This is a genomic window from Faecalibacterium sp. An77, from assembly GCF_002161315.1.
GTDB lineage: Bacteria > Bacillota > Clostridia > Oscillospirales > Ruminococcaceae > Faecalibacterium.
In genome coordinates this window covers 1-24,542 of the sequence record NZ_NFHK01000020.1, presented here as the reverse complement: position 1 = coordinate 24,542, position 24,542 = coordinate 1, and the positions used below count along the sequence as shown (strand labels likewise).

At 63.1% G+C, this 24,542-nt stretch carries 18 protein-coding genes; all 18 read left to right on the top strand.

The features are described from left to right. The first annotated feature begins 85 nt into the window (after positions 1–85). Entirely contained in the window at positions 86–1,540 is a 1,455-nt protein-coding gene (locus tag B5G28_RS08170) for a hypothetical protein (RefSeq protein ID WP_087247712.1), read from the top strand. Next, positions 1,513–3,726, top strand: a complete 2,214-nt coding sequence (locus tag B5G28_RS08165; RefSeq protein WP_087247710.1) for an EAL domain-containing protein — start codon at positions 1,513–1,515, stop codon at positions 3,724–3,726. Before B5G28_RS08170 ends, B5G28_RS08165 begins: the two co-directional genes overlap by 28 nt. A 202-nt stretch (positions 3,727–3,928) precedes the next feature. Beyond that, the gene (locus B5G28_RS08160) at positions 3,929–4,927 is read left to right on the top strand and encodes a glycosyltransferase family 2 protein (protein ID WP_158099600.1); all 999 of its coding nucleotides are present in this window, start codon (positions 3,929–3,931) and stop codon (positions 4,925–4,927) included. A 15-nt stretch (positions 4,928–4,942) separates the two neighbouring features. After that, complete coding sequence (locus B5G28_RS08155) at positions 4,943–6,271, top strand: O-antigen ligase family protein (protein ID WP_087247706.1); 1,329 nt, start codon at positions 4,943–4,945, stop codon at positions 6,269–6,271. A 21-nt stretch (positions 6,272–6,292) separates the two neighbouring features. Next, a complete protein-coding gene (locus tag B5G28_RS08150; RefSeq protein ID WP_087247704.1) occupies positions 6,293–7,108 on the top strand; it encodes a LicD family protein in 816 nt (271 codons plus the stop codon). A gap of 53 nt (positions 7,109–7,161) precedes the next feature. Then, on the top strand, positions 7,162–8,412 hold the full coding sequence (locus tag B5G28_RS08145) for a glycosyltransferase (RefSeq protein ID WP_087247702.1): 1,251 nt from the start codon (positions 7,162–7,164) through the stop codon (positions 8,410–8,412). After that, positions 8,384–9,331, top strand: coding sequence for a glycosyltransferase family 2 protein (locus tag B5G28_RS08140; protein ID WP_087247700.1), 948 nt, complete (start codon positions 8,384–8,386; stop codon positions 9,329–9,331). The genes B5G28_RS08145 and B5G28_RS08140 overlap by 29 nt, the downstream gene beginning before the upstream one ends. A 14-nt stretch (positions 9,332–9,345) precedes the next feature. Further along, a complete protein-coding gene (locus B5G28_RS08135) occupies positions 9,346–10,809 on the top strand; it encodes a lipopolysaccharide biosynthesis protein (protein WP_087247698.1) in 1,464 nt (487 codons plus the stop codon). A 165-nt stretch (positions 10,810–10,974) separates the two neighbouring features. Further along, positions 10,975–13,815: a DNA translocase FtsK gene (locus B5G28_RS08130; protein WP_087247697.1), complete on the top strand. Its 2,841-nt coding sequence runs from the start codon at positions 10,975–10,977 to the stop codon at positions 13,813–13,815. A 179-nt stretch (positions 13,816–13,994) separates the two neighbouring features. Next, positions 13,995–16,025, top strand: a complete 2,031-nt coding sequence (locus B5G28_RS08125) for a YgiQ family radical SAM protein (RefSeq protein WP_087247695.1) — start codon at positions 13,995–13,997, stop codon at positions 16,023–16,025. Next, the gene (locus B5G28_RS08120; protein ID WP_087247693.1) at positions 16,022–17,164 is read left to right on the top strand and encodes an MBL fold metallo-hydrolase; all 1,143 of its coding nucleotides are present in this window, start codon (positions 16,022–16,024) and stop codon (positions 17,162–17,164) included. Before B5G28_RS08125 ends, B5G28_RS08120 begins: the two co-directional genes overlap by 4 nt. A 231-nt stretch (positions 17,165–17,395) precedes the next feature. Further along, on the top strand, positions 17,396–18,079 hold the full coding sequence (locus B5G28_RS08115) for an amino acid ABC transporter permease (protein ID WP_087247750.1): 684 nt from the start codon (positions 17,396–17,398) through the stop codon (positions 18,077–18,079). Positions 18,080–18,091: 12 nt separating this feature from the next. Further along, positions 18,092–18,835: an amino acid ABC transporter ATP-binding protein gene (locus B5G28_RS08110; RefSeq protein ID WP_087247692.1), complete on the top strand. Its 744-nt coding sequence runs from the start codon at positions 18,092–18,094 to the stop codon at positions 18,833–18,835. 23 nt (positions 18,836–18,858) lie between these two features. Beyond that, positions 18,859–19,719: a transporter substrate-binding domain-containing protein gene (locus B5G28_RS08105; RefSeq protein ID WP_087247690.1), complete on the top strand. Its 861-nt coding sequence runs from the start codon at positions 18,859–18,861 to the stop codon at positions 19,717–19,719. Between the two features lie 164 nt (positions 19,720–19,883). Continuing rightward, positions 19,884–20,504 (top strand): DUF4830 domain-containing protein, encoded by a 621-nt coding sequence (locus B5G28_RS08100; protein ID WP_087247688.1) that lies wholly within the window; start codon positions 19,884–19,886, stop codon positions 20,502–20,504. Positions 20,505–20,764: 260 nt separating this feature from the next. Continuing rightward, on the top strand, positions 20,765–21,022 hold the full coding sequence (locus tag B5G28_RS08095) for an HPr family phosphocarrier protein (protein ID WP_087247686.1): 258 nt from the start codon (positions 20,765–20,767) through the stop codon (positions 21,020–21,022). A gap of 110 nt (positions 21,023–21,132) precedes the next feature. Beyond that, positions 21,133–22,797 (top strand): phosphoenolpyruvate--protein phosphotransferase, encoded by a 1,665-nt coding sequence (gene ptsP / locus B5G28_RS08090; RefSeq protein WP_087247684.1) that lies wholly within the window; start codon positions 21,133–21,135, stop codon positions 22,795–22,797. A 123-nt stretch (positions 22,798–22,920) separates the two neighbouring features. Next, a complete protein-coding gene (locus B5G28_RS08085) occupies positions 22,921–24,360 on the top strand; it encodes a 6-phospho-beta-glucosidase (protein ID WP_087247682.1) in 1,440 nt (479 codons plus the stop codon). Positions 24,361–24,542 lie beyond the last annotated feature (182 nt).

The window sequence follows — 24,542 nt, the reverse complement described above, 5'->3', positions numbered from 1 at the left end:
CGCGTCCTCTCACCTGCGCAGGAAAAAACCTCCCCGCCCGGGCCCCAATCTGAAATGGAGGGTCAAGCGGGCAGGCTACAGCCTGATGGCAGGCAACTGGCGGGGCACCTGGATCGGAGCGGTGGCGTTCGGCCTGGTGTGCAGCCTGCTCTTCACCAGCTATCACTATTACAGGAGCTATGCGGCGGCCAAAGCCTCCATCTCGGTGGTTTACCCCGAGATTGCCGGCGGCACCTACCCCGACGGCAGCCGCTTCACCATGTACAGCCTGGCCGATGAGGAAGCGGTCCAGGCCGTGCTGGACGAGATGCAGGCCGAGGGAAAATACAGCTCCTTTACTGCGGCGGACCTGATGCAGGGCATCCGCGTGACCGCCGTCATCGACGATTCGGTGGGGGAGACGGTGGCCTCCATGCAGTCGGAGGGCAACGACTATTCCTACTATTCCAGCCGGTACGAGATCTCCTTTGTGCAGCCCCGGGCGGGGGAAAACTTCTCGCTTTCCCAGCTCGTGGAGGCCAATCACACCGAGGAATTTCTCCAACGGCTCATTGCCTGCAAGCAGGAGGAAATCGCCTGCTTTTACGGCAAGCTCAACGCCTTTCAGGAGATGACCCGGGCGGATGTGCCCGACACGCTGGACTACGACGAGTGGGTCACCACCTTTGACGCCAACAACCGGGCCATCCGCAGCTTCCTGCGGAACATCAACCAGTCGGCGGGGAATTTCCACTCCGACACCACCGGCAAAACCATCGGGGACCTGATCGGCATGTTCACCACCATGGGGGAGGAGCGGCTGACCGAGATCTCCAACTACATCAAAAATTCCGGCCTCACCAGGGACCGGGAGAGCTTCCTCAACAAACTCAACGTCCGGATCGAAAACGCCGCCCTGGCCTGCGGCAAGGCGGTGGAGGAGGCATCCATCAACGGCTACGCTATGAACGCCTACGACCACACCTTCACCGAGAACCTGCTGATTGTGGCCACCAGTGCGGACAGCGGCCTGTACCAGGCCCGGCCCAAGACGGTGTTTGACACGGTGGTCAACCAGTACAACGACGCCACCAACCGGTCCATCGAGTATGCCAACAGCATCCAGGATATGCAGGATGAGCTGGCCATCTATCAGCAGACCGATGAGACCTCGGCCGAGTATCAGCGGATGGCGGCCCGGTGCAGCGAACTGATGGAGGCCTATGAGGCCGACTATCGGGACCTGTGCGCCCTGGCCATGACCACCCTGACCGATTACCTCTCCTTCCACAACAACGGCTACCTGGAAGGCCAGGTGGAGCCTGACCGCCTGTTCAGCCTGCGCTTTGTGCTGCGGATACTGGCGGTGTTCGGGATGGGCAGCCTGGTGGTGGTGATGATGCGGGTGGTGCTCTCGCCGCTGGGAGACCGCCGGACGCTGCGGCGCCGCCGCCGTGAGATGGAGCGGAACCAGCAGGACCAGGCCGAGAGCAGATCTGCCCCGAAACACAGCGCGAAGGGAGGCCGGAGAAGATGCTCACAATCACCGAACTGTTTCTGATGATGAAAAAGTACCTCCTGCCTGCGGCGGCTGCGGCGTTTCTGGGGGCGGTGGCCACCTATCTGGGGGTGCTGCTGGTGCGGGATTACACCTGTACCCTGACCTTTCAGTACAACTATGAGGGGGCGGAGGAAAATCTGGCCCCCGACGGGGCCGGCACCCTGGACCCCTACCAGATGCAGAACCCGGCGGTCATCCACTCGGCCCTGGACCGGATGGGGATTTCCACCGCCGGCAGCGACATCCAGGTGGAGGACATCCGCAACAACATCTCCATCAGCAAGGTCTATACCTCCCAGGACCAGGAGGTGGCCGAGGCGGCCGCCGTCCTGGGGGAGAATTACGCCCTGAAAACCTCGGAATACCGGCTGACCTATACCTATCCCGCCCTGCTGGGGGAGAACTATGGGAAACTGATCTGCAATGGCCTGATCAACGCCTACGATGACTTTTTCATCGAGAATTACTACGACAAGGACGTCATCCCCGATTTCATGCAGAACATAGCCCGCTCCAATGTGGACTATCTGGACCTGGCCAGCGTCATCAAGAAAAACTTTGACGACGTCATCGCCACCCTGAACGACTATGCGGCGGCCTATCCCAATTACCGCTCCAGCCGCACCGGCTACAGCTTTGCCGAGCTGGCCGAACTGTACCAGAACGCAGAGAACGACCTCTACGCCCAGCTGGAGGGGAATATCCGGGCCGGAAACCTGGCCAGGGACCCGGAACTGGTGGTCAAAAACTACACCACCACCGTCCGCAGCCTGCTGATCAGCGAGGAGACCTACAACGAGATCGCCGAGAGCTACAAAACCCAGATCAAAACCTTCTACGACAGCTACAAGGCCACCGGTCTGTACAGCCAGGCGGCGGGCACCCAGGTGACCCAGAATTCCTCCAACAACCGGGACCAGAACGTCCTGCGGGACTATGAGCACGACTTTGAAACCCTCATCAATACCTACGACAGTATTGTTCTGTCCTATACCCAGCAGGCGGCCCTGGCCTCGGAGGCCCGGCTGGACCGCACCTATTACCTGAACATCATCCAGGCCCTCCAGACTGACCAGGTGGCGGAGGACACCAAGACCCGCCTGGTCGAAAAAAATGAGGCCCTGCTCCAGACCATGACCGAGATCACCGGCCGTTACTGCGGCTGGGCAAACGAGAGCATCGACGAGCTGTTTGACCAGATCGTGGCGGAGGATATTCAGTATCTGATTTCGGCCAACGTGACCAGCGATATCTCCATCCCCTTTGCCCTGGCTTTTGCGGCGGTGGTGATGGGGGCCATGGTGATGCTGGCGGGGATGGTCCGGGAGGTTCTCCTGAAAAACAACCCCGAGCTGGCAGCCCCCGGCGAGCCGGAGAGCGAAAATCCCCAGCCCCGGGACCGGGAACACGCCGCGGCCTATGAGCAGTACAAACAGGGCTTCCCCGAGTTCTTCCTGGTCTATCAGGAGATGCAGGCCGGCATCCGGGCCGGAGCGCCCCGGTACGAAGCCTATGTGCGCTGGAACAGCGCCCAGCTGGGTCCGGTGTCCGTCCGGCAGATGTTCCGGTATTTCGGGGACCTGAACCTGATGATGGAGCTGAACGACTGGATTGTGGAGACCGTCTGCCGGGATGTCCGGCGGTTTGAGGCCGAACTGGGCGTGGCGCCGGTGATCCATATCAACTGCATGTTCTCGGAGGTGGCCGACTTCGGCATGACCGATATCCTGCACAAAAACAGTCAGGCGTCGGGTGTGGCGGCTTCCTGCCTGTGCGTGGAGATGGACGGCCGGGACATCATGTCCTGCGTCCGGGAGATGATGCTGATGCAGAAGATGGGATATCCGGTCTGTGTGGACCACTTTGAGGATAAGGCCCAGGCCGAGGAGATTCTGGCCATCTTCCGGCCCGACTATGTGAAGGTGTCGGGCAAGATCTTCCGGGCCGATGAGGCCGCCCCGGCCGGGGAGGGCCTGCAGAACCGGCGGGACATTCTGGACTACCTGAAAACCACCATCCGCTCCTGCCACGAAAACGGCATAGGCTTCTGTATCAGCGGCATCGAGAACCAGGAGGAAGACCTGCTGATCTACAGCCTGGACATTGACTACAAACAGGGGTACTACTATGGCTATCCTGCCGCCATGGATGACCTGCTGAAGGAGCTGCGGGAGACTGCAGAATGATGCAAAAGACGCGGCTGCCCCTGCTGGGCGGGGTTATGGGAAAACGATGACGAGCTTTGTTTCCCGCGGTACGATGGCGGCGTGTTTCAGAAGCCGGGGACGCCCCCGATTGTCTGCGGCGGCAACCCGCCGGAGCTGATTCCGGCGACCCTCTGCCATGGGAAAGCCAATGTGTCCTGAGCTGGGAGAGGAGGGGCCGCAGATGGTCTATGTGGTGGTGCCGGTGTACAACATGGAACCCTATCTGGAACGGTGCGTGGACTCGGTTTTAAACCAGACCCTGCGGGAGATCCGGGTGGTCCTGGTGGACGACGGTTCCCGGGACGGCAGCGGCGCCCTCTGCGACCGGTACGCCGCAGCCTGTCCCGGCCGGGTATGGACGGTGCACCAGCCCAACGGCGGCCTGTCCGCCGCCCGGAATGCGGGGCTGGCCCGGTGCTTTGCACTGTCGCAGGACCCGGCCCGGGACTATGTGCTGCTGCTGGACGCGGATGATTTCATCCGGCCCGATTTCCTCGCCTATGCGCTTTCCGTCTGTGAGAAAGAGAACTGTGACGGCGTCCAGGTGGACTGGGTCCGGGGGACCGGCAGCCGCTTTCCCACGGAAGCCCGGGACCCGGGGCCGGTGCGGATTCTGACCGGGGCCGGGGCCCTGCTGGACCCCGCCGTCAAGACCACCTTCTGCACCAAGCTCTACCGGCTGGAACTCTACCGCGGCGAATCCTTTCCCCTGGGGAAGATGAACGAGGACGAATTTCTCTTTTACCGCCTGCTGTGGAAGTGCCGCCGATTTGGGGTCAGCCGGGCCAAAATGTACTATTACTTCCAGCGCCCGGGCAGCATCATGGACACGGTGGCCCGCGGACTCAAAAACAATCCCCGCCGCCGCGACTGGCGGGAGGCCTTTGGGGAGCGAATCGCCTTTTTCACCGCGCTGGGGGAGAAGCGGCAGGTCCAGCGCTGCTATGAGCGGGTCTGCATTGAGCTGATGTTCCGGTACGCCGAACAGATGAACCTGCCCCGGGACCGCCGGGCCGCCGAGGCGGCCGACGGCACCATGGTGCGGGAATACCGCGCCTTTTACCCCAAAATGATCGGGCTGGACACCATCCGCCCGCTGCGCAAACTGCTCTTCACCCTGTTTTATCTCTGTCCCATGGGGGCGGTGCTGGCCGCCAGAATCCACCCCCTGCGCCGGTAAGGAGGGACTGTCCGGATGATTTCATCACTGAGCCCGGGACGGCTGAAAAACCGGCCCCGGCTGGAGCTGTATTACGACGCGGCCTTTCTGGTCAGCCTGCTGTGCTGCAGCCTGGTGGGCGCGTTCCCTCAGTACAGCTTGCTTTTGTCCTGCGGGATGGTGCTGTGCTTTGGCACCAGCTTGTTCAGCGACAACTTTTTTCTCTATGCGGCCCTGTTCCTGTTTATGCGGAACAAGATGGTCATTGGAGACACCACCGCCTATCGCTTTTACTCCTATCTTCTGGTGCTGAAATGCGTCTGGGAACTGCCCCGGCTCAAGATCCGGGTCGCCTATCTGCCGGTGCTGTTTGTGCTGGCCATGCACTGCGTCTTTGCGGCGGGCCGGTACAATCTGCGGATGGGCCTGAACGTCATTGTGGACGTGGTGCTGGTCTATCTGATTCTGGCCCGGGTGGAGCAGGACGACGCCCTGACCCGCCGCCTGCTGACGGCCTTTCTGCTGGGCATGGTGCTGTCCGGCATTTACGGATTCACCGCCTCCGACGCTTTCAAGGATATTCACGTCACCGGCGCCGGCTCCGAGACGGTCAGCCGCAATTTCGGCGCCCTGGGCGACGCCAATTATGCCGGCTTTTTCTATGACGCCGCCGTGCTGACCGCCCTGGTGGTGAAGGGGATTCCCCGGTGGCTGCGGGTCTTTTTTGTGGGGCTGGGCCTGGTGCTGGTGGTCCGCACCGCCAGCCTGTCGGCCTTTGCGTCCCTGGGCCTGGCCCTGTGCTTTCTGCTGATCCTGAAAATGCGGAGACGGGCGGTGCCGGTTTTGCTGTGCGCCGGGCTGGCCGGCGCGGCGGGAATTGCGCTGGTGATGTCTGTGCCGTTTCTGGGCAATCTGCCCGGTATCCACGGCCTGGTGCTCCGCCTGACCGAGAAGCTCTATTACATCCGGCTGGGCCGGTGGGATATGCTCACCACCGACCGCGCCGTCCTGTGGGCGGCGGCCTGGAGCCTGTTTGTCAGCAAGGGCCTGGCAGGCCGGCTGCTGGGGGGCAGCGTCATCACCTATATGATCCAGGAGACCGCCCTCTTATCCTCCTACATGGCCTGTCACCAGTCCTATCTGCAGGCGCTGCTGAACTTCGGCATATTGGGCACCGTGGGCATTTACGGGCCTTTGCTGCTGCTGTTCCTTTACCGGCTGGCCAATCACTTTCTGCGCCTGGCGGGGTACGACAGGGAGGACATCAAAATCATGCAGCTGGTGTATGCGTTTCTGTTCTTTGTGTTTGGGTTCACCATTGATTTTTTCATCGACTGGACCTTTCTCTTCTTCTGCTTTTTCTGAGGGCCGCAAAGGAGGGTGCGCATGGGAAACACGCTGGAGGAAATTCATGCTGTGCAGCTGTCTCTGCTGGAGGACTGCCGCCGCATCTGCGAGGCCCACGGGATTCCCTATTATCTGGCCCAGGGCACCCTTCTGGGGGCGGTGCGGCACCGGGGCTTTATCCCCTGGGACGACGACATCGACCTGCTGTTCCGGGCCGACGACCTGGACCGGTTCATGGCGGCCTTTGCGCAGGACCCGCCTCCCGGCGTGTCTCTGGAACACTGCGGTCAAAACCCCTGGACGCCCTATCCCTGGGTCAAGCTGAAACGGCAGGGCACGGCGTCCATGCCTCTGGCCTATCGGGAGATCCCCCTGGACTGGGAAATTGGCATCGACCTGTTTCCCTATTACCGGGTGGGGGACGGCCGGCTGGCCCATGGGCTGGCCCGGGCCCGATTTCTGGGGGCCAAGCGGCTGCTGGGGGTTACCCTGACCTTCTGTGAGAAAAAGGTCAAATGGCTCAGCCGTTTGATCCGCCGCCTGCCGGTTGCATGGCGGCAGCGGGCGGCCCTGTGGCTTCTGGAGGGGCTGAAACGGCATCAGGCGGAAGGCGAGGACGTCTTTGCCCTGTGCCGGGGCGGGAAATTTTTGAAGCGCAGCTGGATCGAGGGAGCCCGGTGCAGCGGCATCTTTGAGGGGCGGGAATACCCCCTCCCGGCGGACCCGGACGCCTTTCTGGCGGCCATGTTCGGGGATTACTGGCTCCTCCCGCCGGAAGACCAGCGGAAGGGCCACGACTTGAAACTGGGGGAGATTGTGTGGGACACCGAGAAAAGCTATCGGGACTATCTGTGATTCTGCCGCGGGTGAAAAAGAGGGCTTTCAAACCCGGGACAGGAGGCGAGAGGATGGAGCACCCCGAACACAAAAAGAAAAGGCTTCTGGTGGTCTTTTCTCACAACCACATCGGCGGGGCCATGACCGCCCTGGTGAACTTTGTCAACAGCCTGGACCCCCGCCGGTACCAGGTGGACCTGCTGTTTTATGAGCTGAGGGGCCCGGTGGAAGGCATCCGGCCCGAGGTGCGGGTCCTGCCTCCGGCCCGGGAAAACCGGCTCTGTCCGGCCCGGTTTCTGGATCCGGCCTATCTGGCCGGGTATCTGGGGGCCCGGTACCTGATCCGGGCAAAACACAATGAGCTGCTGGCCTGGCAGCTGTTCTCCCGGCGGTCGTGCCGCTATGCCCGCCGTCTGAACCAGAAGTACGACGCCGCCCTGGCCTTTGAACTGGGCTGGCCTTTTTATTACACCATGCGGTATGTCCGGGCGGACAAAAAGCTGGTGTGGCACCACAACGATTACCACGCCATCGGCTACCGCTTTGAATGGGACAAAAAGTACTTTGACCGGGCGGACGGCCTGGTGTTTGTCAGCCGGGAATGCCGAAGGAAATTCGCCGCCCTGCACCTGGCGTACCGGTCCCGGTGCTTTTTCATGCCCAACATCCTGACCCGGGAACAGGTGGAAGCCCGGGCCCGGGCCTATCGGCCCCGGCTGCCCTTTGAGCTGGCGCGCCCGGGTCTGAATCTGGTGACGGTGGCCCGGATTTATTTTGCCACCAAAGGGCTGGACCGGGTGCTGGACGTTTTGGTCCGGCTGCGGGAGGAAGGGCTTTTGGAGCGGGTGCGGTGGCTGGTCATCGGCAAAGGGGACGATCTGCCCCGGTTCCGGCAGATGATCGCGGACCGGGGGCTGGAACGGGTGGTGTACCCGGCGGGGGCCATGGAAAACCCGCTGCCTTACCTGCCCCTGTTTGACGCCTTTTTGCTGCCCTCCCGCAACGAGGGCCGGCCGGTGGCGGTGACCGAGGCCCAGATTCTGGGCCTGCCGCCGGTGGTGACCCGGTACGCCTCCGCCGCCGAGCAGGTGGAAGACGGGGTGGACGGGTTTATACTGGAAAACCAGGACCAGGCCCTTTATCAGGGCCTGCGGGACCTGGTGCTTCACCCGGAAAAGCTTGACCGGGCGCGGGAGGCGCTGCGCCGCCGCAGCTATTCCAACCAGGAGGACATAGCCCGCTTTGACCGGATTCTCCGGGCGGTGGAGCAGGGTGGGGAAGGAGGAGACGCCCATGATTTCGGTGGTGATGCCGGTGTATAACGGGGAGGCGTTTGTCGCCCGGGCGGTGCAGAGCGTGCTGGACCAGCCCAGCCCCCGGTGGGAGATTATAGCCGTGGATGACGGTTCCCAGGACGGGACCCGGGCCATTCTGGAACAGTTTGCCGCCCGGGACCCCCGCATACGGGTTGTGCACCAGGAGAACGCCGGCGTTTCCGCCGCCCGCAATGCCGCTATGGCGGCGGCCCGGGGGGAGTATCTGGCCTTTCTGGATGCAGACGATTGGTGGCACCCCGACCATCTGACCACCCTGGAACAGATGATCCGGATTTATCCAAAGGCGGGACTGCTGGGGACGGCCTGTGATATCCGCTTCCACGATGGCCGGACGGGAAACACCGCCGGATTTTTTGAGGGCAAGCCCAAGACGTTGTATCTGGAGAATTTTCTGGAAGCCTACAGGGCGGACAAGCGGGCCAAATGCTTTGCCCTCAGCTCCACCTGTGTCCGGACCGATGCGGCCCGCCAGGCGGGCGGGTTCCGGGTGGGATGCCGCATAGGGGAGGACCTGGGCCTCACCCTCCGGATCGCTGCCGCCGCGCCGGCAGTTCTCTGCGCCCGGCGGACCGTCCTGTACAACAAGGCCCAGAGCACCGCAACCCGGGTTCAGTCCTTTGACCCCGACTGGTATTTCTTTGAGGAGGCCAGGGCCCTGGCAGAGGACCCGGACCTGACCCCGGAACGCCGGGCCAGCCTGACCCGGGTGATGGCCTGGTTTGAGGTGCGGCGGGTCCGCCATTACCTCATCGACGGGCGCCGCCGGGAGGCCTGGGCGGCCTTCTGCCGGCGGGATGCAGACCCGGGGCTGGCCGGGGACTGGATGCTCACCGGCCTGCTGTTTCTGCTGCCCTGTGCTCTGGTGCGGCGGATCTTTCTGTTCCGCTGGCGGAACAAGGCGTAAGGGAGGGGGCAGCCATGGCAAAAGACAGTCCCCGCCGCGGGGACGGCATTGCATCCGGGCTGTTCTGGTCCTTTGGGGAGCGGATGTCGGCCCAGGCGGTGGCCACGCTGGTGGCCATGCTGCTGGCCCGGCTGCTGGACCCCGCCGACTACGGGATGATCTCGGTGGTGACGGTGTTTGTCAGCCTGTGCAATATCTTTGTCACCAGCGGCCTGGGCACCGCCGTGGTGCGCAAACCCGACGCCGGCCCCGCTGATTTCAACACCGCCTTTTGGCTGAGCCTGGGCCTGGCGGCGGTGCTGTACGGCCTGCTGTTCTGGGCGGCCCCCGCCATCGGCCGGTTTTACGGCCTGCCCGCCCTGACGGCGGTGATGCGGGTGATGGGCCTGCGGCTGATATTGGCCGCCCTCAACAACATCCAGCGGGCCAGCGTCCAGCGGGAGATGGCCTTCCGCCGGTACTTTGCCGCCTCCCTGCTGGGGACGGTTCTGTCCGGAGCGGCGGGGGTGGCGGCGGCGCTGGGCGGTTTGGGCGTCTGGGCGCTGGTGATTCAATCTCTGTCCAATCTTGCCGTCCATGCAGGCGTTTTGCTGGCGGTGGACCGGTGGCGGCCCCGGTTCCAGTTCTGCCCGGCCCGGGCCCGGTACATCTTCTCCTTTGGCTGGAAGGTCCTGGCCGCCGATCTGGTGCCCGGCCTGCAGCAGAACGGCCGCAGCCTGATTGTGGGAAAAGTCTTCGGTTCGGCCGAGCTGGCTTTCTACGACCAGGGGAGCAAGTATCCTGCCCTGCTGGTGGACAATGTGAACAGCTCCATCAACAGCGTCATGCTGCCCGCCTATGCCCGGGTGCAGGATGACCCGGAGGCTTTGCTGGGGATGCTGCGGCGGTCCATCCGGATGGGGATGTTTCTGCTGGGGCCGATGCTGGTGGGATTTGCGGCGGTGGCTGAAAATTTCGTGCGGGTGGTCCTGACCGACAAGTGGCTGCCCTGCGTGCCCTTTCTGCAAATTTTCTGCGCATCCTGTTTGACCCGTCCCCTGGAAACCTGCTGCCACAAAATCCTGCTGGCAGTGGGGCGGGAGACGGCCCCGCTGCGGATCATTGGGGCGGTGAACCTGACGGCGGTGGCCACGGTGCTGGCGGCGGCCTTCTGGTTCCACAGCATCCTTCTGATGGCGCTGGGAAACCTGCTGATGACCCTGGTGAGCCTGGCGGGCTTTATGGCGGCTTCCAGCCGGTATGTGGGGTACCGGCTGGGCCGGCAGATGGAGGATATCCTGCCCTCGCTGGCGGTCTCGGCCCTGATGGGAATTCTGGCCGGCCTGGCGGGCTGGCTGCCGCTGGAACCGCTGCCCCTGCTGGGGGTCCAGATGGGGGTAGGAGTGGTGTCCTATGGGGTTCTGTCCGCCCGGTTCAACCGCGGCCCGCTGGGTGAAATGCGGGCGCTGGCGGCCCGCCGGCTGCACAAAACACAATGACGTTCGGACCAATCCGGGCTTGCTCTGTTTCGGGGCGGGCCCGGATTTTCTTTTGGGAATCCGGCGCGAAAAAAGCCGTCTGCCGCCGCAGGTTTGCCATTTTGTTCCGCCCGTGATACAATAAAAGGACCTATGAGATTTTTTGCTGAGAGGTACAGGGAATCAATGGCGAGAAAGAAACGAAAATCCGGCGCCCGGGGCAAAAATGCCCGGGCCAGGCAGGAGACCCAGCGCCGCCTGCTGGCCAGCAGCATCACCCTGTTTGGAGGGATCTTGCTCTTATTGCTGGCCTTTGTGGATGGACAGTCGGTGTGGCACACCGCCCACGATATATTGTTCGGCCTGTTTGGGGCCGGCAGCTTTGTGCTGGGGCCGGCGGTCTGCTATATGGCGGTGCTGACCGCCCGGGACGAGCCGGTGCTGGGCTGCATAGCCAAACTGCTGCTGGGCCTGGTGTTTTTGAGCGGCGCGGCGGTGGTCTTTTCGGACATCCCCACCCAGGGCATGACGGTCCTGCAGATGGGGATTGCCTGCTACGACAACGGCGTCAACGCATGGTTTGGCGGCGGCTCCATGGGCGGGCTGCTGGGCGGCACGCTGCTGCTGCTGTGCGGACGTCCCGCGGCCAATCTGATTGTGGCGGCGCTGGCCATCTGCGCCAGCTGCTATATCTTTGACGTGACCCCCGCCGACATCTGGCAGTGGCTGTCGGCGGTGCTGGGCGGAGCCCGGGAAAAGGGCCTGGCCGTCTATGCCGACGGCCGCGCCGCCCATGAGGAGCGCCGGGCCGCCCGCCTGGCGGCCAAGGCGGAGGCGGAAGCCGCCGCCGAGGCCGAGGAAGCCCTGGAGGACGGGGACGACTACCTCATCGACGACACCGGCCCCGACGATGACCTGGAGCCCGAACCGGGGTTCCATCTGGGGATGCCAGCCTGGCTGTCCAACATTCTGGGCAAGGGCCGTCTGCCCGACGAGGACGGCAACACCCAGGAGCCTGACCCCAAGCCCGAGACGCCCCTGCAGTCGGCGGCGGTGAGCCATCCCCGGGCCCCCTTCGACATCGACCTGGGCCCCGACCCGGCGGCGGTGTCGGACGGCGGCAGCGAGCCCATCGAGCCCATCATCACCGGGCCGGGCGGAACTTTTGGCCTCAACCCTTTGCGTCCGTCTACGACGGACCCTGCGGTCCGGGCGCATCATGCGGCTTTCTACGACCAGGACAAGGACGAGGGAACCGCGGGCCTGCATGTGCCCTTCCAGGCCGATGTGACCCCCGCCGCAGCGCCTGTGACGCCGGTTCCGCCGGTGTCCACCGTGTCGCCGGTAACCCCGCCCCCCGCCGCGGTTTCCCCGGCGGCTCCTGCTCCCGCCTCTGCCCCGGCTGAGGAGGAAGACGGATGGATTCGGGTGGAGGAGGATGCCGCCGGCGACTCCGGCGACATTGCCACCCTGGCAGCGGCCGCCATGGAAAAGCCCGCCGACGCCGAACAGGCCGCGGCGGCTTCCGCCCCGGCTCCCGAGGAGAGCACGGTCCCGGCGGCCTATGAGTATCCTCCCATCGAGCTGTTTGACAAGCCCGCCGAGGAGACCAACGAGGGCGCCCAGAGCGAGCTGCAGGCCAACGCCCAGAAGCTGGTGGACACCCTGGAGAGCTTTGGCGTCAAGACCCGGGTGCTGGATATTTCCCGCGGCCCGGCGGTCACCCGGTATGAGGTGCAGCCCATGGCCGGCGTGAAAATCAGCCGCATCACCTCCCTGGCCGACGACCTGGCCCTGAACCTGGCGGTGGCGGACATCCGCATGGAAGCCCCCATCCCCGGCAAGCCGGCGGTGGGCATCGAGGTGCCCAACCGCAAGCGGGCGGCGGTCAGCATCCGCAGCATCTTCGAGAGCCAGAGCTTCCGCCACATGACCAGCCCCCTGACCATCGCCCTGGGCAAGGACATTGCCGGCGTGGCCCAGGTGGCCGACCTGTGCAAGATGCCCCACCTGCTCATTGCAGGCAGCACCGGCAGCGGTAAGTCGGTCTGTGTCAACAGCATCATCATGAGCCTGGTGTTCCGCTCGGGTCCGGAGGACGTGAAGCTGATCCTGATTGACCCCAAGGTGGTGGAACTGGCCGAGTACAACGGCATCCCCCATCTGCTGATGCCGGTCATCACCGAGCCCAAGAAGGCCGCCGGCGCGCTGAGCTCGGCGGTGGCCGAGATGGAGCGGCGGTACCGCCTCTTTGCGGACAACAACGTCCGCGACATCAAGACCTTTAACAAGCTGGCGGCCGAGGACCCCATGCTGGAGAAGCTGCCCTACATTGCCATCATCATCGACGAGCTGGCTGACCTGATGATGGTGGTGGGCAAGGACGTGGAGGACTCCATCTGCCGCATTGCCCAGAAGGCCCGTGCCGCCGGCATGCACCTGATTGTGGCCACCCAGCGTCCCAGCGTGGACGTCATCACCGGCCTGATCAAGGCCAACGTCCCCAGCCGCATCGCCTTTGCGGTGTCCAGCCAGGTGGACAGCCGGACCATTCTGGACGGCGCCGGCGCCGAGAAACTGCTGGGCATGGGCGATATGCTGTTCATGCCGGTGGGCGCACCCAAGCCCATCCGCATCCAGGGCACCTACGTCAAGGATGAGGAGATCAGCCGGGTGCTGACCTTCATCAAGGCCTCGGGCACCGTCCAGTACGACGAGGCCATGATCCAGGCCATGGAGGAACACACCATCCAGGACAAGAACGGCAAGGACCACGATGAGGACGGCGGCGAAGCCGACGATCCCATGCTGAAGGCCGCCGTGGAGGTGGTCATCGACGCCGGCCAGGCCTCCACCAGCCTGCTGCAGCGGCGGTGCAAACTGGGCTATGCCCGGGCCGCCCGCATTATGGACGAGATGGAACAGAAGGGGATCATCGGTCCCTACGAGGGCGCCAAGCCCCGTGCGGTTCTCATCAGCCGGCAGCAGTGGCTGGAAATGAATCTCAACCAGCCCGACAACCCCTAAGGTGTATCTGAAAACACCTCCACGCTGTCTCATTCTGCCCCAAAGCGCATCTGCCGCGTTGCAGCCGCTTGCATTCCACAGAGGAGTGCGGCGCTCCTGCGCCTTGCAGCTGCATCTTTGGGACGAAGGGTCCGGCGTGTTTGCGTTCTCAGATCCACCCGTAACCAGTGAGGAAAACTATGAGCAATACAACGACAGCCGGATATCCGGAATATACCGAGTTCCTGCCCATCTGCCGGGAGGACATGGAAAAGCGCGGCTGGGATCAGCTGGACTTTGTGGTGGTGGGCGGCGACGCCTATGTGGACCACCCCAGCTTTGGCACCGCCATCATCAGCCGGCTGCTGGAGGCCGAGGGCTACCGGGTGGGCGTGCTGGCCCAGCCCCGCTACACCGACTGTGAGGACTTCAAGCGGTTCGGCAAACCCAAGTATGGCTTTTTCATCGGCGGCGGCAACGTGGACAGCATGGTCAGCCACTATTCGGTGGCCAAGATCCCCCGGGCCGAGGATGAATACTCTCCCGGCGGCAAGGCCGGCGGCCGTCCCGACCGCAGCGCCACCGTCTACACCCGCCTGGCCAAAGAGGCCTACCCCGACCTGCCGGTGATTCTGGGCGGCCTGGAGGCCTCTCTGCGGCGGTTCGCCCACTACGACTACTGGCTGGACACCGTCCTGCCCAGCATCGCCGAGGACTCGGGGGCCGACCTCATCAGCTTCGGCATGGGCGAGCACCAGACGGTGGAGATTGCCCGCCGCCTGGCGGCCGGGGAGTCCATCGACACCATCACCGATGTGGACGGCACCTGCTATATGACCGACTTTGACCACCTGCCCGCCCACTATGTGGAGTGCGCCGGCTACAAAAAGGTGGCCTCGGACAAGGTGGCCTATGCCAAGGCCTGCCGCATCCAGATGGACAACCAGGATGTGGTCAGCGGCCAGATCATCGTCCAGAAGCAGAGCGAGAAATACCTGGTCCAGAACCTGCCCGCCAAGCCCCTGGTCCGCTGGGAGCTGGACAAGGTCTACGCCCTGCCCTATACCCGCCGCTATCACCCCATCTATGAGCCCATGGGCGGGGTGCCCGCCATCCGGGAGGTGCAGTTCTCCATCATCCAGAACCGGGGCTGCTTCGGCGGATGCAATTTCTGCGCCATCCAGCTCCATCAGGGCCGGCGGGTCACCAGCCGCAGCGCCGACAGCATTGTGGCCGAGGCCGAGCGGATGACCCATGAACCCGACTTCAAGGGTTATATCCATGACGTGGGCGGCCCCACCGCCAACTTCCGCTTCCCCTCCTGCGGCCAGCAGATGAAGAAGGGCATGTGCACCGGCGGCAAGCACTGCCTGGCTCCCCAGACCTGCCCCCACCTGATTGTGGACCACAGCGACTACCTGAACATCCTGCGCCGAGTGCGGGAGCTGCCGGGGGTCAAGAAGGTCTTTGTCCGCAGCGGCATCCGGTTTGACTACCTGATGGCCGACCCCGACGACACCTTCTTCAAGGAACTGGTGGAGTACCATGTGTCGGGCCAGCTGAAGGTTGCCCCCGAGCACTGCGCCCCCAACACCCTGGCCTATATGGGCAAGCCCCCCATCGAGGTGTTCAACAAGTTCAAGGACAAGTTCTATGAGCTGAGCCGCAGGGCAGGGAAGAAACAGTACCTGGTGCCCTACCTGATGTCCAGCCACCCGGGCAGCACCCTGAAGGACGCGGTCTACCTGGCCGAGTACCTGTACAAGAACCATATGCGGCCCGAACAGGTGCAGGATTTCTACCCCACCCCGGGCACCGTCAGCACCTGCATGTTCTACACCGGTCTGGACCCCTACACCCTCAAGCCGGTCTTTGTGGAAAAGACCGCCGAGGGCAAGGTCCTCCAGCGGGCGCTGCTCCAGTACTATGAGCCCCGCAACGCCGAGAAGGTCATCAAGGCCCTCAAGATGACCCATCGGGAGGACTTGATCCCCCTGCTGGTGCCGGCGGCGGGACGCCGTGCGGTGCAGCGGAGCGCCAAACAGACCCAGGCCCGGGACGTCACCATCCACCCGGACGGCAGCTATACCGTGCATCCCAAGGGCGCCGGCCGGGAGGAAAAGCCCGCCGGCCGCAAGCCGGTGCCGGGGGCCCGCTTTGCACCCCGCACCGCCCCCAAAAAGACCACCAAAAAGGAGGGCGGGGCCGGTCCCCGCAAGGGTAAGAAATGAAGAAACCAAACACCATCACCGGGCGGCTGCTGCGCCGCCTCACCGCGCTGGCACTTGCAGCGGCCCTGACTCTGAGCCTGGCCGGATGCCAGGATCTTCTGGCCCTGCTGGGGGAGGGCGGCTATCCGGCCTCCAGCACAGTCCAGACCCAGACCCCGGCCGAGGGCAGCAGCTTTTCGGTGAACTTCATCGATGTGGGCCAGGCCCTCAGCGTCCTGGTGACCTGCGACGGCCAGAGCATGCTGTATGACGGCGGCAACGTGGCCGACGGCAGCCTGGTGGTCTCCTATCTGGAGAGCGCCGGCGTGACCCGGCTGGAATACGTCATCTGCAGCCACGCCCACGAGGACCATGTGGGCGGCCTGGCGGCGGTGCTGGCCAAGTTCCCGGCGGGGCACGTCTATGCTCCCGTGACCCAGAACGACACCCAGTGCTTCCAGGATTTTGTCAAGTACACCCAGCAGCAGGGCCTGAACGTGGAGATCCCGGCGGTGGGCACCAGCTGGCAGCTGGGCAGCGCCACCGTCCAGGTGCTGGGCCCGGTGGCCCAGTACGACGACACCAACGACACCTCCCTGGTGCTGCGGATTGACTACGGCCAGACCAGTTTCCTGCTGACCGGCGACATGGAGCAGAAGGCCGAGAGCGATCTGGTGAACTCGGGGGCCAATCTGGACGTGGACGTGCTCCAGGTGGGCCACCACGGCAGCGAGACCTCCACCGGTTATGTCTTTCTGAACAGCGCCCTGCCTGAGGTAGGCGTCATCTCGGTGGGGGAGGGGAACAGCTATGGCCACCCCAGTGAGAACACCCTCAGCCGCCTGCGCGACGCCGGGGTGGACGTCTGGCGCACCGACCTGGCGGGCACCGTGACCATCACCAGCGACGGGACCAACTACACCGTCTCCAGTGAGAAGTACGCCGCCCCCGAGCAGCAGAACCCCACCCTGACCGACGGCAGCGGCCAGCAGAGCAGCTCCACCCAGACCATTCAGGCCTATATCGGCAACGCCAACTCCAAGAAGTTCCACCTGCCCAGCTGTTCCAATCTGCCGGACCCCGCCAACCAGGTCCTGTTCTCCAGCTATGAGGAGGCCGTCCAGGCGGGCTACACCCCCTGCGGCAACTGCCTGGGATAACGTTTGAAACCCAACCGGCCCGTCCCTGGCCCAAGTCTCCCGCCCCGGCACAGAGGCGGGAGAACGGCAGGGCCAAAAGCCCCGCCCGGGGGCGGGCTTTGACTATGCCCTAGAAGTATGGTAGGATATACAGGACAGGTATTTGCCTTCCGGCCGGTTTGGTGCTATAGTATGTAAGCCCCCGACTGTACCTGCCGGGCCGAAAGTCCTGTGAAAGAAAAGGTTTCTATGATGTTTGAGACACTTTTGCAAAACCGCACCGTTCAGGTGCTGATCGAATCCTTCCCCCGCATCCTGCTGCCGGGCCTGGCGGTCACCATCCCGCTGACGGTGCTGTCCTTTGCCTTTGCCCTGGTGATTGCGGCGGCAGTGGCCCTGGTGCAGTTCGCCCAGGTGCCGGTGCTCCGCCAGCTGGCCCGGGTGTATATCTGGGTGGTCCGCGGCACCCCGCTGCTGGTGCAGCTGTTCATCATCTTTTACGGCCTGCCCAGCATGGGCATCGTGCTGGACGCATTCCCCACGGCGGTCATCGCCTTCTCCATCAACGAGGGCGCCTACTGCGCCGAGACCATCCGGGCGGCGCTGGAATCGGTGCCGTCGGGCCAGCTGGAGGCGGGCTACTGCGTGGGCATGTCCTGGTGGCAGGTGATGCGGCGGATCATTCTGCCCCAGGCCCTGCGCACTGCTTTCCCGCCCCTGTCCAACTCCCTCATTGGCATGGTGAAGGACACCTCCCTGGCGGCCAATATCACCGTCGCCGAGATGTTCATGGCCACCCAGCGGGTGGCGTCCTATACCTACCAGTTCCTGCCGGTGTACTGTGAGCTGGCCGTCATCTATCTGATGTTCTGCACCGTCCTGACCTGGGTGCAGAAACAGGGCGAGAAATACCTCAACGCCCACGGGTTTAATTGAGGAGGGGATACCATGCCGATGCTGGAAGTACATGACATTCACAAATCCTTTGAGGACCTGCAGGTCCTCAAAGGGGTGGACCTGTCGGTGGAAAAGGGCGAGGTGGTGGCCATTCTGGGCCCCTCCGGCTCGGGCAAAACCACCCTGCTGCGGTGCATCAACTTTCTGGAAAAAGCCGACAGCGGCCGTCTCACCTTTGACGGGGAGCCCTTTGACCTGGCCCGGGTGTCCCACGCCGACATTGCCTGCATCCGCCGGAAAACCGGCTTTGTCTTTCAGAGCTACAACCTGTTCCGCAACAAGACCGTCCTGCAGAACGTCACCGAGGGCCTGATCGTGGCCCGGAAGATGCCCAAAGCCCAGGCCGAGGAGATCGCGGTGCGGATGCTGGAAAAGGTGGGAATGGCCGACCGGTGCAGCCACTACCCCCATCAGCTGTCGGGCGGCCAGCAGCAGCGGGTAGCCATTGCCCGGGCCCTGGCCACCAGCCCCGAGATCATCTATTTCGATGAGCCCACCTCCGCCCTGGACCCCGAGCTCACCGGCGAGGTGCTGGACGTCATGCGCCAGCTGGCCGCCGAGGGAATGACCATGCTGGTGGTGACCCACGAGATGGGCTTTGCCCGGGACGTGTCCACCCAGGTGGTCTTTATGGAGGACGGACAGGTGGTGGAGACCGCACCCTCCGCCGCATTCTTTGCCAACCCGCGGCAGGAGCGCACCCGCGCCTTCCTGAGCCGCATTGCCAACCGGTAACCAAACACAGAGAGGATTTTTTCATGAAACGCAAAACCTTTATTTCCCTGATGGCCGTCATGGCCGCCGCAGGGGTTCTGCAGCTGTCCGGCTGCAGCTCGGACGCTTCTTCCACCGCCGGCAGCGCCGCCGCTTCGGGGTCTGCCTCCGGGGCCGCCTCGGGCGCAGCCGACCGCCTGGAGGCGGTCCGCCAGCGTGGCACCCTGATTGTGGCCATGGAGGGCGCCTGGTCTCCCTGGACCTACCACGACGACACCGACACCCTGGTGGGCTATGACGTGGAGGTCTCCCGGGCCATTGCCCAGTACATCGGGGTAGAGCCCGAGTACGTGGAGGGCGAATGGGACGGCCTGTTCGCCGGCCTGGACGCCGGCCGCTACGACATCGTCTGCAACGGCGTGGAGGTCACCGAGGAGCGGGCCAAGAGCTATGACTTCTCCGAGCCCTACGCCTACATCCACACCGCTCTGGCGGTGAAGTCGGACAACACCGACATCACCAGCTTTGAGGACCTGGATGGCAAGACCACGGCCAACTCCATCGCCAGCACCTACATGACCCTGGCCGAGAGCTACGGCGCCGAGGTCCTGGGCGTGGACACCCTGGATGAGACCATCCAGATGCTGGTGTCCGGCCGTGTGGACGCTACCCTCAACGCCGATGTGTCCTTCTACGACTATCTGAACGTTCATCCCGATGCCGATTTCAAGATTGTGGCCCAGACCGAGGACGCCAGCCACGTCTGCATCCCGGTCAAGAAGGGCGGCGAGTCCGACACCCTGCTGGCCGCCATCAACGAGGCCATCGAGGCTCTGCGGGCCGACGGCACCCTGACCGAAATTTCCGAGAAGTATTTCGGCAGCGACATCGCCACCGAGTCCTGAATTTTCCCCTGCCTTCCGCCCCCGCCGCCCTTTGGGCCGGCGGGGGCTTTTTCTGTGGCATAAAGTTCCCCGTTTGGCGCATACACTGTTCCAGACTGAGGGTGCATCTCAGTACGTTGCATTTTGTCAGATACACCCTGGCAGAGGGTAGGGGAGGCGGAACTATGTTTGTAGTGACATTGAACCGGACGCGGCTGCGCCACATTGGTGTGGGCGTCATGTGCTGCGCGGTGGTGGTGTGCAGCGCCCTGCTGGGGCGGTACATCAGCAACCAGACTGTGGAGACAGCGGCCGGTACCAGCAGCAAAATTGAGTCGGCCCAGGATATTCAGACCTGGTTCACCGGCTACGGCATCGAGGTGGACGGGGCGTCCATCACCGCCGACAAGGTCAAGATCCCCCGCAAGTGGGACGACAGTTTCGCGGCCTTCAACGAGGTGGTGGGCCAGAGCGGGATGGACCTGTCCCGCTACAAGGGCAAGACGGTGGAAAAATGGCAGGCCCTGATCCCCTCCGCCTCCAGCGGCGAGGAGAGCCGCTACGGCGTGCTGCTGGTGTACAAGAAAAAGGCCATCGGGGCCTATCTGCTGTCAAAGCCGTCGGGGGTGGTCACCGGAATGGGTGACGCCCAGGCTGCCATGGCCGCCATGGAGGATACAACGGTGGTGGCCATCCCGGAGGGCGCGGCCCAGCAGACCTCCGGAGAACCCGGCGTCTACGCCGAGGAGAGCACCGCCCTCTACACCGACCTGCCTTTGGACTCGGAAGGCTATCCGGTGGAGTAACTTGTTCAAACCCGTCAGATGCGTGAAAGCACGCTCTGACGGGATTTTTTGTTGTATACCAATAAAAGGCAGGGGAAGGAAAATACATTTTGTTCAATAATCACAAAAAACGCAATGAAAAATTGGCAAAATGAAAGGGTGAAAAAAATCGGTGCAGGGTTTATAATAATGTTATCGAAAAATGTGTATGCCTGTATGCACATGATTTGAGCGCAGCTGCGCTGCTGCAAGTTTACGCCAGATATAAGGAGAAATGATCTATGAAGGAATTCCAGTATACCATTAAGGATGCATGCGGCATCCACGCTCGTCCGGCCGGCCTGCTCGTCAAGGTGGTCAAGGGCCACGCTAGCACCGCTACCCTGGAGAAGGACGGCAAGAGCTGCGATATGCGCAAGCTGATGGCCCTGATGGGTATGGGCGTCAAGCAGGGCGACACCGTTACCATCAAGGTTGAGGGCGACGATGAGGACGCTACTGTGGCCGACATCGAGAAGTTCATGACTGAGAACCTCTAAGAACAACCGTTCCTGAGCCCTCGCGGTAAGCCTGCGGGGGCTTTTTTTGAAGGCAGCCGTCCAGCCGCCCCGTACAGAGGCAAACGTCTGGACGGAGAAAGGATACAGTTATGCAGGTAGGTACCGGCAAAAGCGTTTTGAACGGCATTGCCATCGGCAAGATCAAGATTTACAAGAAGAAAGATACCACCATCTCCACCAAGCCCGTCACCGACACCGGCGCGGAGCTGCTGCGCTTTGAGGATGCCCAGCAGAAGGCCATCCAGCAGCAGACCGCCCTGTACGAGAAGGCTCTGGAGGAGGCCGGCGAGGAGATCGCCGAGGTGTTCAATATCCACGCCATGATGCTGGAGGATGACGACTTTGTGGACGCCATCCGCGAGATCATCACCAAGCAGAAGATGTGCGCAGAGTACGCCATCAAGACCGCAGGCACCAACCAGGCTGCCGTCTTTGCAGCCATGGACGATCCCTATCTCCAGGCCCGCAGCGCCGACGTCATCGACATCGCCCAGGCCATGCTGGACATCCTGCAGGGCACCGATGTGGACAGCATGCAGGGCACCGAGCCCACCATCCTGGTGGCCGAGGACCTGGCTCCCTCCGAGACCGTCCGCCTGGACAAGAGCCTGCTGCTGGGCTTCATCACCCGCGAGGGCAGCACCAACAGCCACACCGCCATTCTGGCCCGCAGCATGAACATCCCTGCCCTGATCCAGTGCAAGGAGATCGATGACGCATGGGACGGCAAGATGGCAGTCATCGACGGCTACAACGCCTGCGTCTACGTTGATCCCACCCCCGACCTGCTCAAGAGCCTGCAGAAGCGTCAGCAGGAGGACAAGAAGAAGCTGGCCCTGCTCCAGGAGCTGAAGGGCAAGCCCAACACCACCCTGGACGGCACCACCGTCAACGTCTACGCCAACATCGGCGGCATCGGCGACGTGGGCTCGGTCCAGCAGAACGACGCCGGCGGCGTGGGCCTGTTCCGGTCCGAGTTCGTCTACCTCAACAGCAAGGACTACCCCTCCGAGGAGTACCAGTTTGAGGCCTACAAGCAGGTGGTGGAGACCCTGGCCCCCAAGAAGGTCATCATCCGCACCTGTGACATCGGCGCCGACAAGACCGTCGATTACATGAAGCTGGACCACGAGGAGAACCCCGCTCTGGGTTACCGCGCCATCCGCATCTGCCTGACCCGCAAGGACTTCTTCAAGACCCAGCTGCGGGCCCTGCTGCGGGCTTCGGCCTACGGCAATGTGGGCATCATGTTCCCCATGATCACCAGCCTGCGTGAGCTGCACGACGCCAAGAACATCCTGGACGAGTGCAAGGTGGAGCTGGCCGCCGAGGGCAAGAAGATCGGCGAGATCGAAGTGGGCACCATGATCGAGACCCCCGCCGCCGTCCTGATCGCCGACGACCTGGCCAAGGAGTGCGACTTCTTCTCCATCGGCACCAACGACCTGACCCAGTACACCTGCGCCATCGACCGCCAGAACGCCAAGCTGGAGCCCTTCGCCAATCCCCATCACCCCGCCGTCCTGCGCGAGATCAAGATGACCATCGACGCAGGCCACCGCCATGGCATCTGGGTCGGCATCTGCGGCGAGCTGGGCGCAGACACCTCCCTGACCGAGACCTTCCTGCGCATGGGTGTGGATGAACTGTCGGTGAACCCCAAGAGCATCCTGCCGGTCCGCAAGAAGATCCGCAGCATCGATCTGACCAAGCCCGCTGTGGACACCGCAGACGCAGAGGACGCCAAGGCCTGATCCGGAAAAAAGAACCCTGTACGGTCCGCCTGACCCGGCGGCCGTTCCATCAACACCATGGTCCCCGGAGAACAGTGTCCTTCGGGGACCTTTTTGAGAGAAAAAGCAAGGAGGAATACCGTTATGTCTCTGCCTGAAAATTTCCTGTGGGGCGGCGCTACCGCGGCCAACCAGTGCGAGGGCGCCTACAATGAGGGCGGCCGCGGCCTGTCCACCGTGGACGTGATTCCCTTTGGCCCTGACCGTATGCCCGTCATGCGGGGCCAGATGAAGATGCTGGACTGCGATGCAGACCACAGCTATCCCGCCCACCAGGCCATTGATATGTACCACCACTACAAGGAGGACATCAAGCTCTTTGCTGAGATGGGCTTCAAGTGCTACCGCCTGTCCATCGCCTGGACCCGCATCCTGCCCAACGGCGACGACGACACCCCCAATGAAGAAGGCCTGAAGTTCTACGACGACCTCTTTGACGAGTGCCACAAGTACGGCATCGAGCCCCTGGTCACCATCTGCCACTTCGATACCCCCATCGCCCTGATCAAGAAATACGGCGGCTGGAAGGACCGGCGGATGATTGACGCCTACCTGAAGTACTGCACCGCCATCTTCCGCCGCTACAACGGCAAGGTCAAGTACTGGCTCACCTTCAACGAGATCAATATGCTGCTTCACCTGCCCTTCATGGGCGCCGGCATCCTGTTCGAGGAAGGGGAGAACCCCACCGAAGTCCAGTACCGCGCCGCACACTATGAGATCGTGGCCAGCGCCAAGGCTGTGCGCCTGGCCCATGAGATGATGCCCGGTGCCATGGTGGGCTGCATGCTGGCCGCCGGCGAGTATTATCCCCGCACCTGCAGCCCGGCCGATGTCCGGGCCGCCCTGGAGGCCGACCGGGATAACTTCTTCTTCATCGACGCCCAGGCCCGCGGCGCTTACCCCGTCTGGGCCAAGAAGCGGATGGAGCGGGACGGCATCGTTCTGGACTGCACCCCCGAGGATGAGGCCGACATGAAGGCCGGCACCGTGGACTTCATTTCCTTCAGCTACTACTCCAGCCGGTGCGTCACCACCGACAAGGAGCTGCTGGCCAAGGACGGCGCTTCGGGCAACGCAGCCTTCGGCGGCGTCAAGAACCCCTACCTGAAGGCCAGCGACTGGGGCTGGGCCATCGATCCCGAGGGCCTGCGCACCACCATGAACGCCCTGTACGACCGCTACCAGAAACCCCTGTTCATCGTGGAGAACGGCCTGGGCGCCAACGACACGGTGGAGGCCGACGGCAGCATCCACGACAGCTACCGCGTGGACTATATGCGGGCCCACATCAAGGAGCTGATCAAGGCGGTGGACGAGGACGGCCTGCCGGTGATGGGCTATACCATGTGGGGTCCCATCGACTTGGTGTCCGCCTCCACCGGCGAGATGAAGAAGCGCTACGGCTTCATCTATGTGGACAAGGACAACGCCGGCAACGGCACCCTGGCCCGCAGCCGGAAGGACAGCTTCTACTGGTACAAGCAGGTTATCGCTACCAACGGCGCCGACCTGGGCGAATAAGCTGGAAATCTGTTATAAAACTAGAAAACTGTCCAATCTGTAAATAAAAAGAGCGCCTGGCCTGTGAACTGCTCCAGTAAAAGTAGACAGTGAAAAAAGAAGGCCTCCTGTGGTAGAATAAAACTACTACAGGAGGTCTTTGCTATGCCCAGAAAATACAGCCACATTCAGGAACACGAGAA

Excerpts from the sequence above, each read along its gene's own strand:
- B5G28_RS08170 (WP_087247712.1), top strand. The coding sequence starts at position 86 with ATGGCAGGCAACTGGCGGGGCACCTGGATCGGAGCGGTGGCGTTCGGC.
- B5G28_RS08165 (WP_087247710.1), top strand. The coding sequence starts at position 1,513 with ATGCTCACAATCACCGAACTGTTTCTGATGATGAAAAAGTACCTCCTG.
- B5G28_RS08160 (WP_158099600.1), top strand. The coding sequence starts at position 3,929 with ATGGTCTATGTGGTGGTGCCGGTGTACAACATGGAACCCTATCTGGAA.
- B5G28_RS08155 (WP_087247706.1), top strand. The coding sequence starts at position 4,943 with ATGATTTCATCACTGAGCCCGGGACGGCTGAAAAACCGGCCCCGGCTG.
- B5G28_RS08150 (WP_087247704.1), top strand. The coding sequence starts at position 6,293 with ATGGGAAACACGCTGGAGGAAATTCATGCTGTGCAGCTGTCTCTGCTG.
- B5G28_RS08145 (WP_087247702.1), top strand. The coding sequence starts at position 7,162 with ATGGAGCACCCCGAACACAAAAAGAAAAGGCTTCTGGTGGTCTTTTCT.
- B5G28_RS08140 (WP_087247700.1), top strand. The coding sequence starts at position 8,384 with ATGATTTCGGTGGTGATGCCGGTGTATAACGGGGAGGCGTTTGTCGCC.
- B5G28_RS08135 (WP_087247698.1), top strand. The coding sequence starts at position 9,346 with ATGGCAAAAGACAGTCCCCGCCGCGGGGACGGCATTGCATCCGGGCTG.
- B5G28_RS08130 (WP_087247697.1), top strand. The coding sequence starts at position 10,975 with ATGGCGAGAAAGAAACGAAAATCCGGCGCCCGGGGCAAAAATGCCCGG.
- B5G28_RS08125 (WP_087247695.1), top strand. The coding sequence starts at position 13,995 with ATGAGCAATACAACGACAGCCGGATATCCGGAATATACCGAGTTCCTG.
- B5G28_RS08120 (WP_087247693.1), top strand. The coding sequence starts at position 16,022 with ATGAAGAAACCAAACACCATCACCGGGCGGCTGCTGCGCCGCCTCACC.
- B5G28_RS08115 (WP_087247750.1), top strand. The coding sequence starts at position 17,396 with ATGTTTGAGACACTTTTGCAAAACCGCACCGTTCAGGTGCTGATCGAA.
- B5G28_RS08110 (WP_087247692.1), top strand. The coding sequence starts at position 18,092 with ATGCCGATGCTGGAAGTACATGACATTCACAAATCCTTTGAGGACCTG.
- B5G28_RS08105 (WP_087247690.1), top strand. The coding sequence starts at position 18,859 with ATGAAACGCAAAACCTTTATTTCCCTGATGGCCGTCATGGCCGCCGCA.
- B5G28_RS08100 (WP_087247688.1), top strand. The coding sequence starts at position 19,884 with ATGTTTGTAGTGACATTGAACCGGACGCGGCTGCGCCACATTGGTGTG.
- B5G28_RS08095 (WP_087247686.1), top strand. The coding sequence starts at position 20,765 with ATGAAGGAATTCCAGTATACCATTAAGGATGCATGCGGCATCCACGCT.
- ptsP (WP_087247684.1), top strand. The coding sequence starts at position 21,133 with ATGCAGGTAGGTACCGGCAAAAGCGTTTTGAACGGCATTGCCATCGGC.
- B5G28_RS08085 (WP_087247682.1), top strand. The coding sequence starts at position 22,921 with ATGTCTCTGCCTGAAAATTTCCTGTGGGGCGGCGCTACCGCGGCCAAC.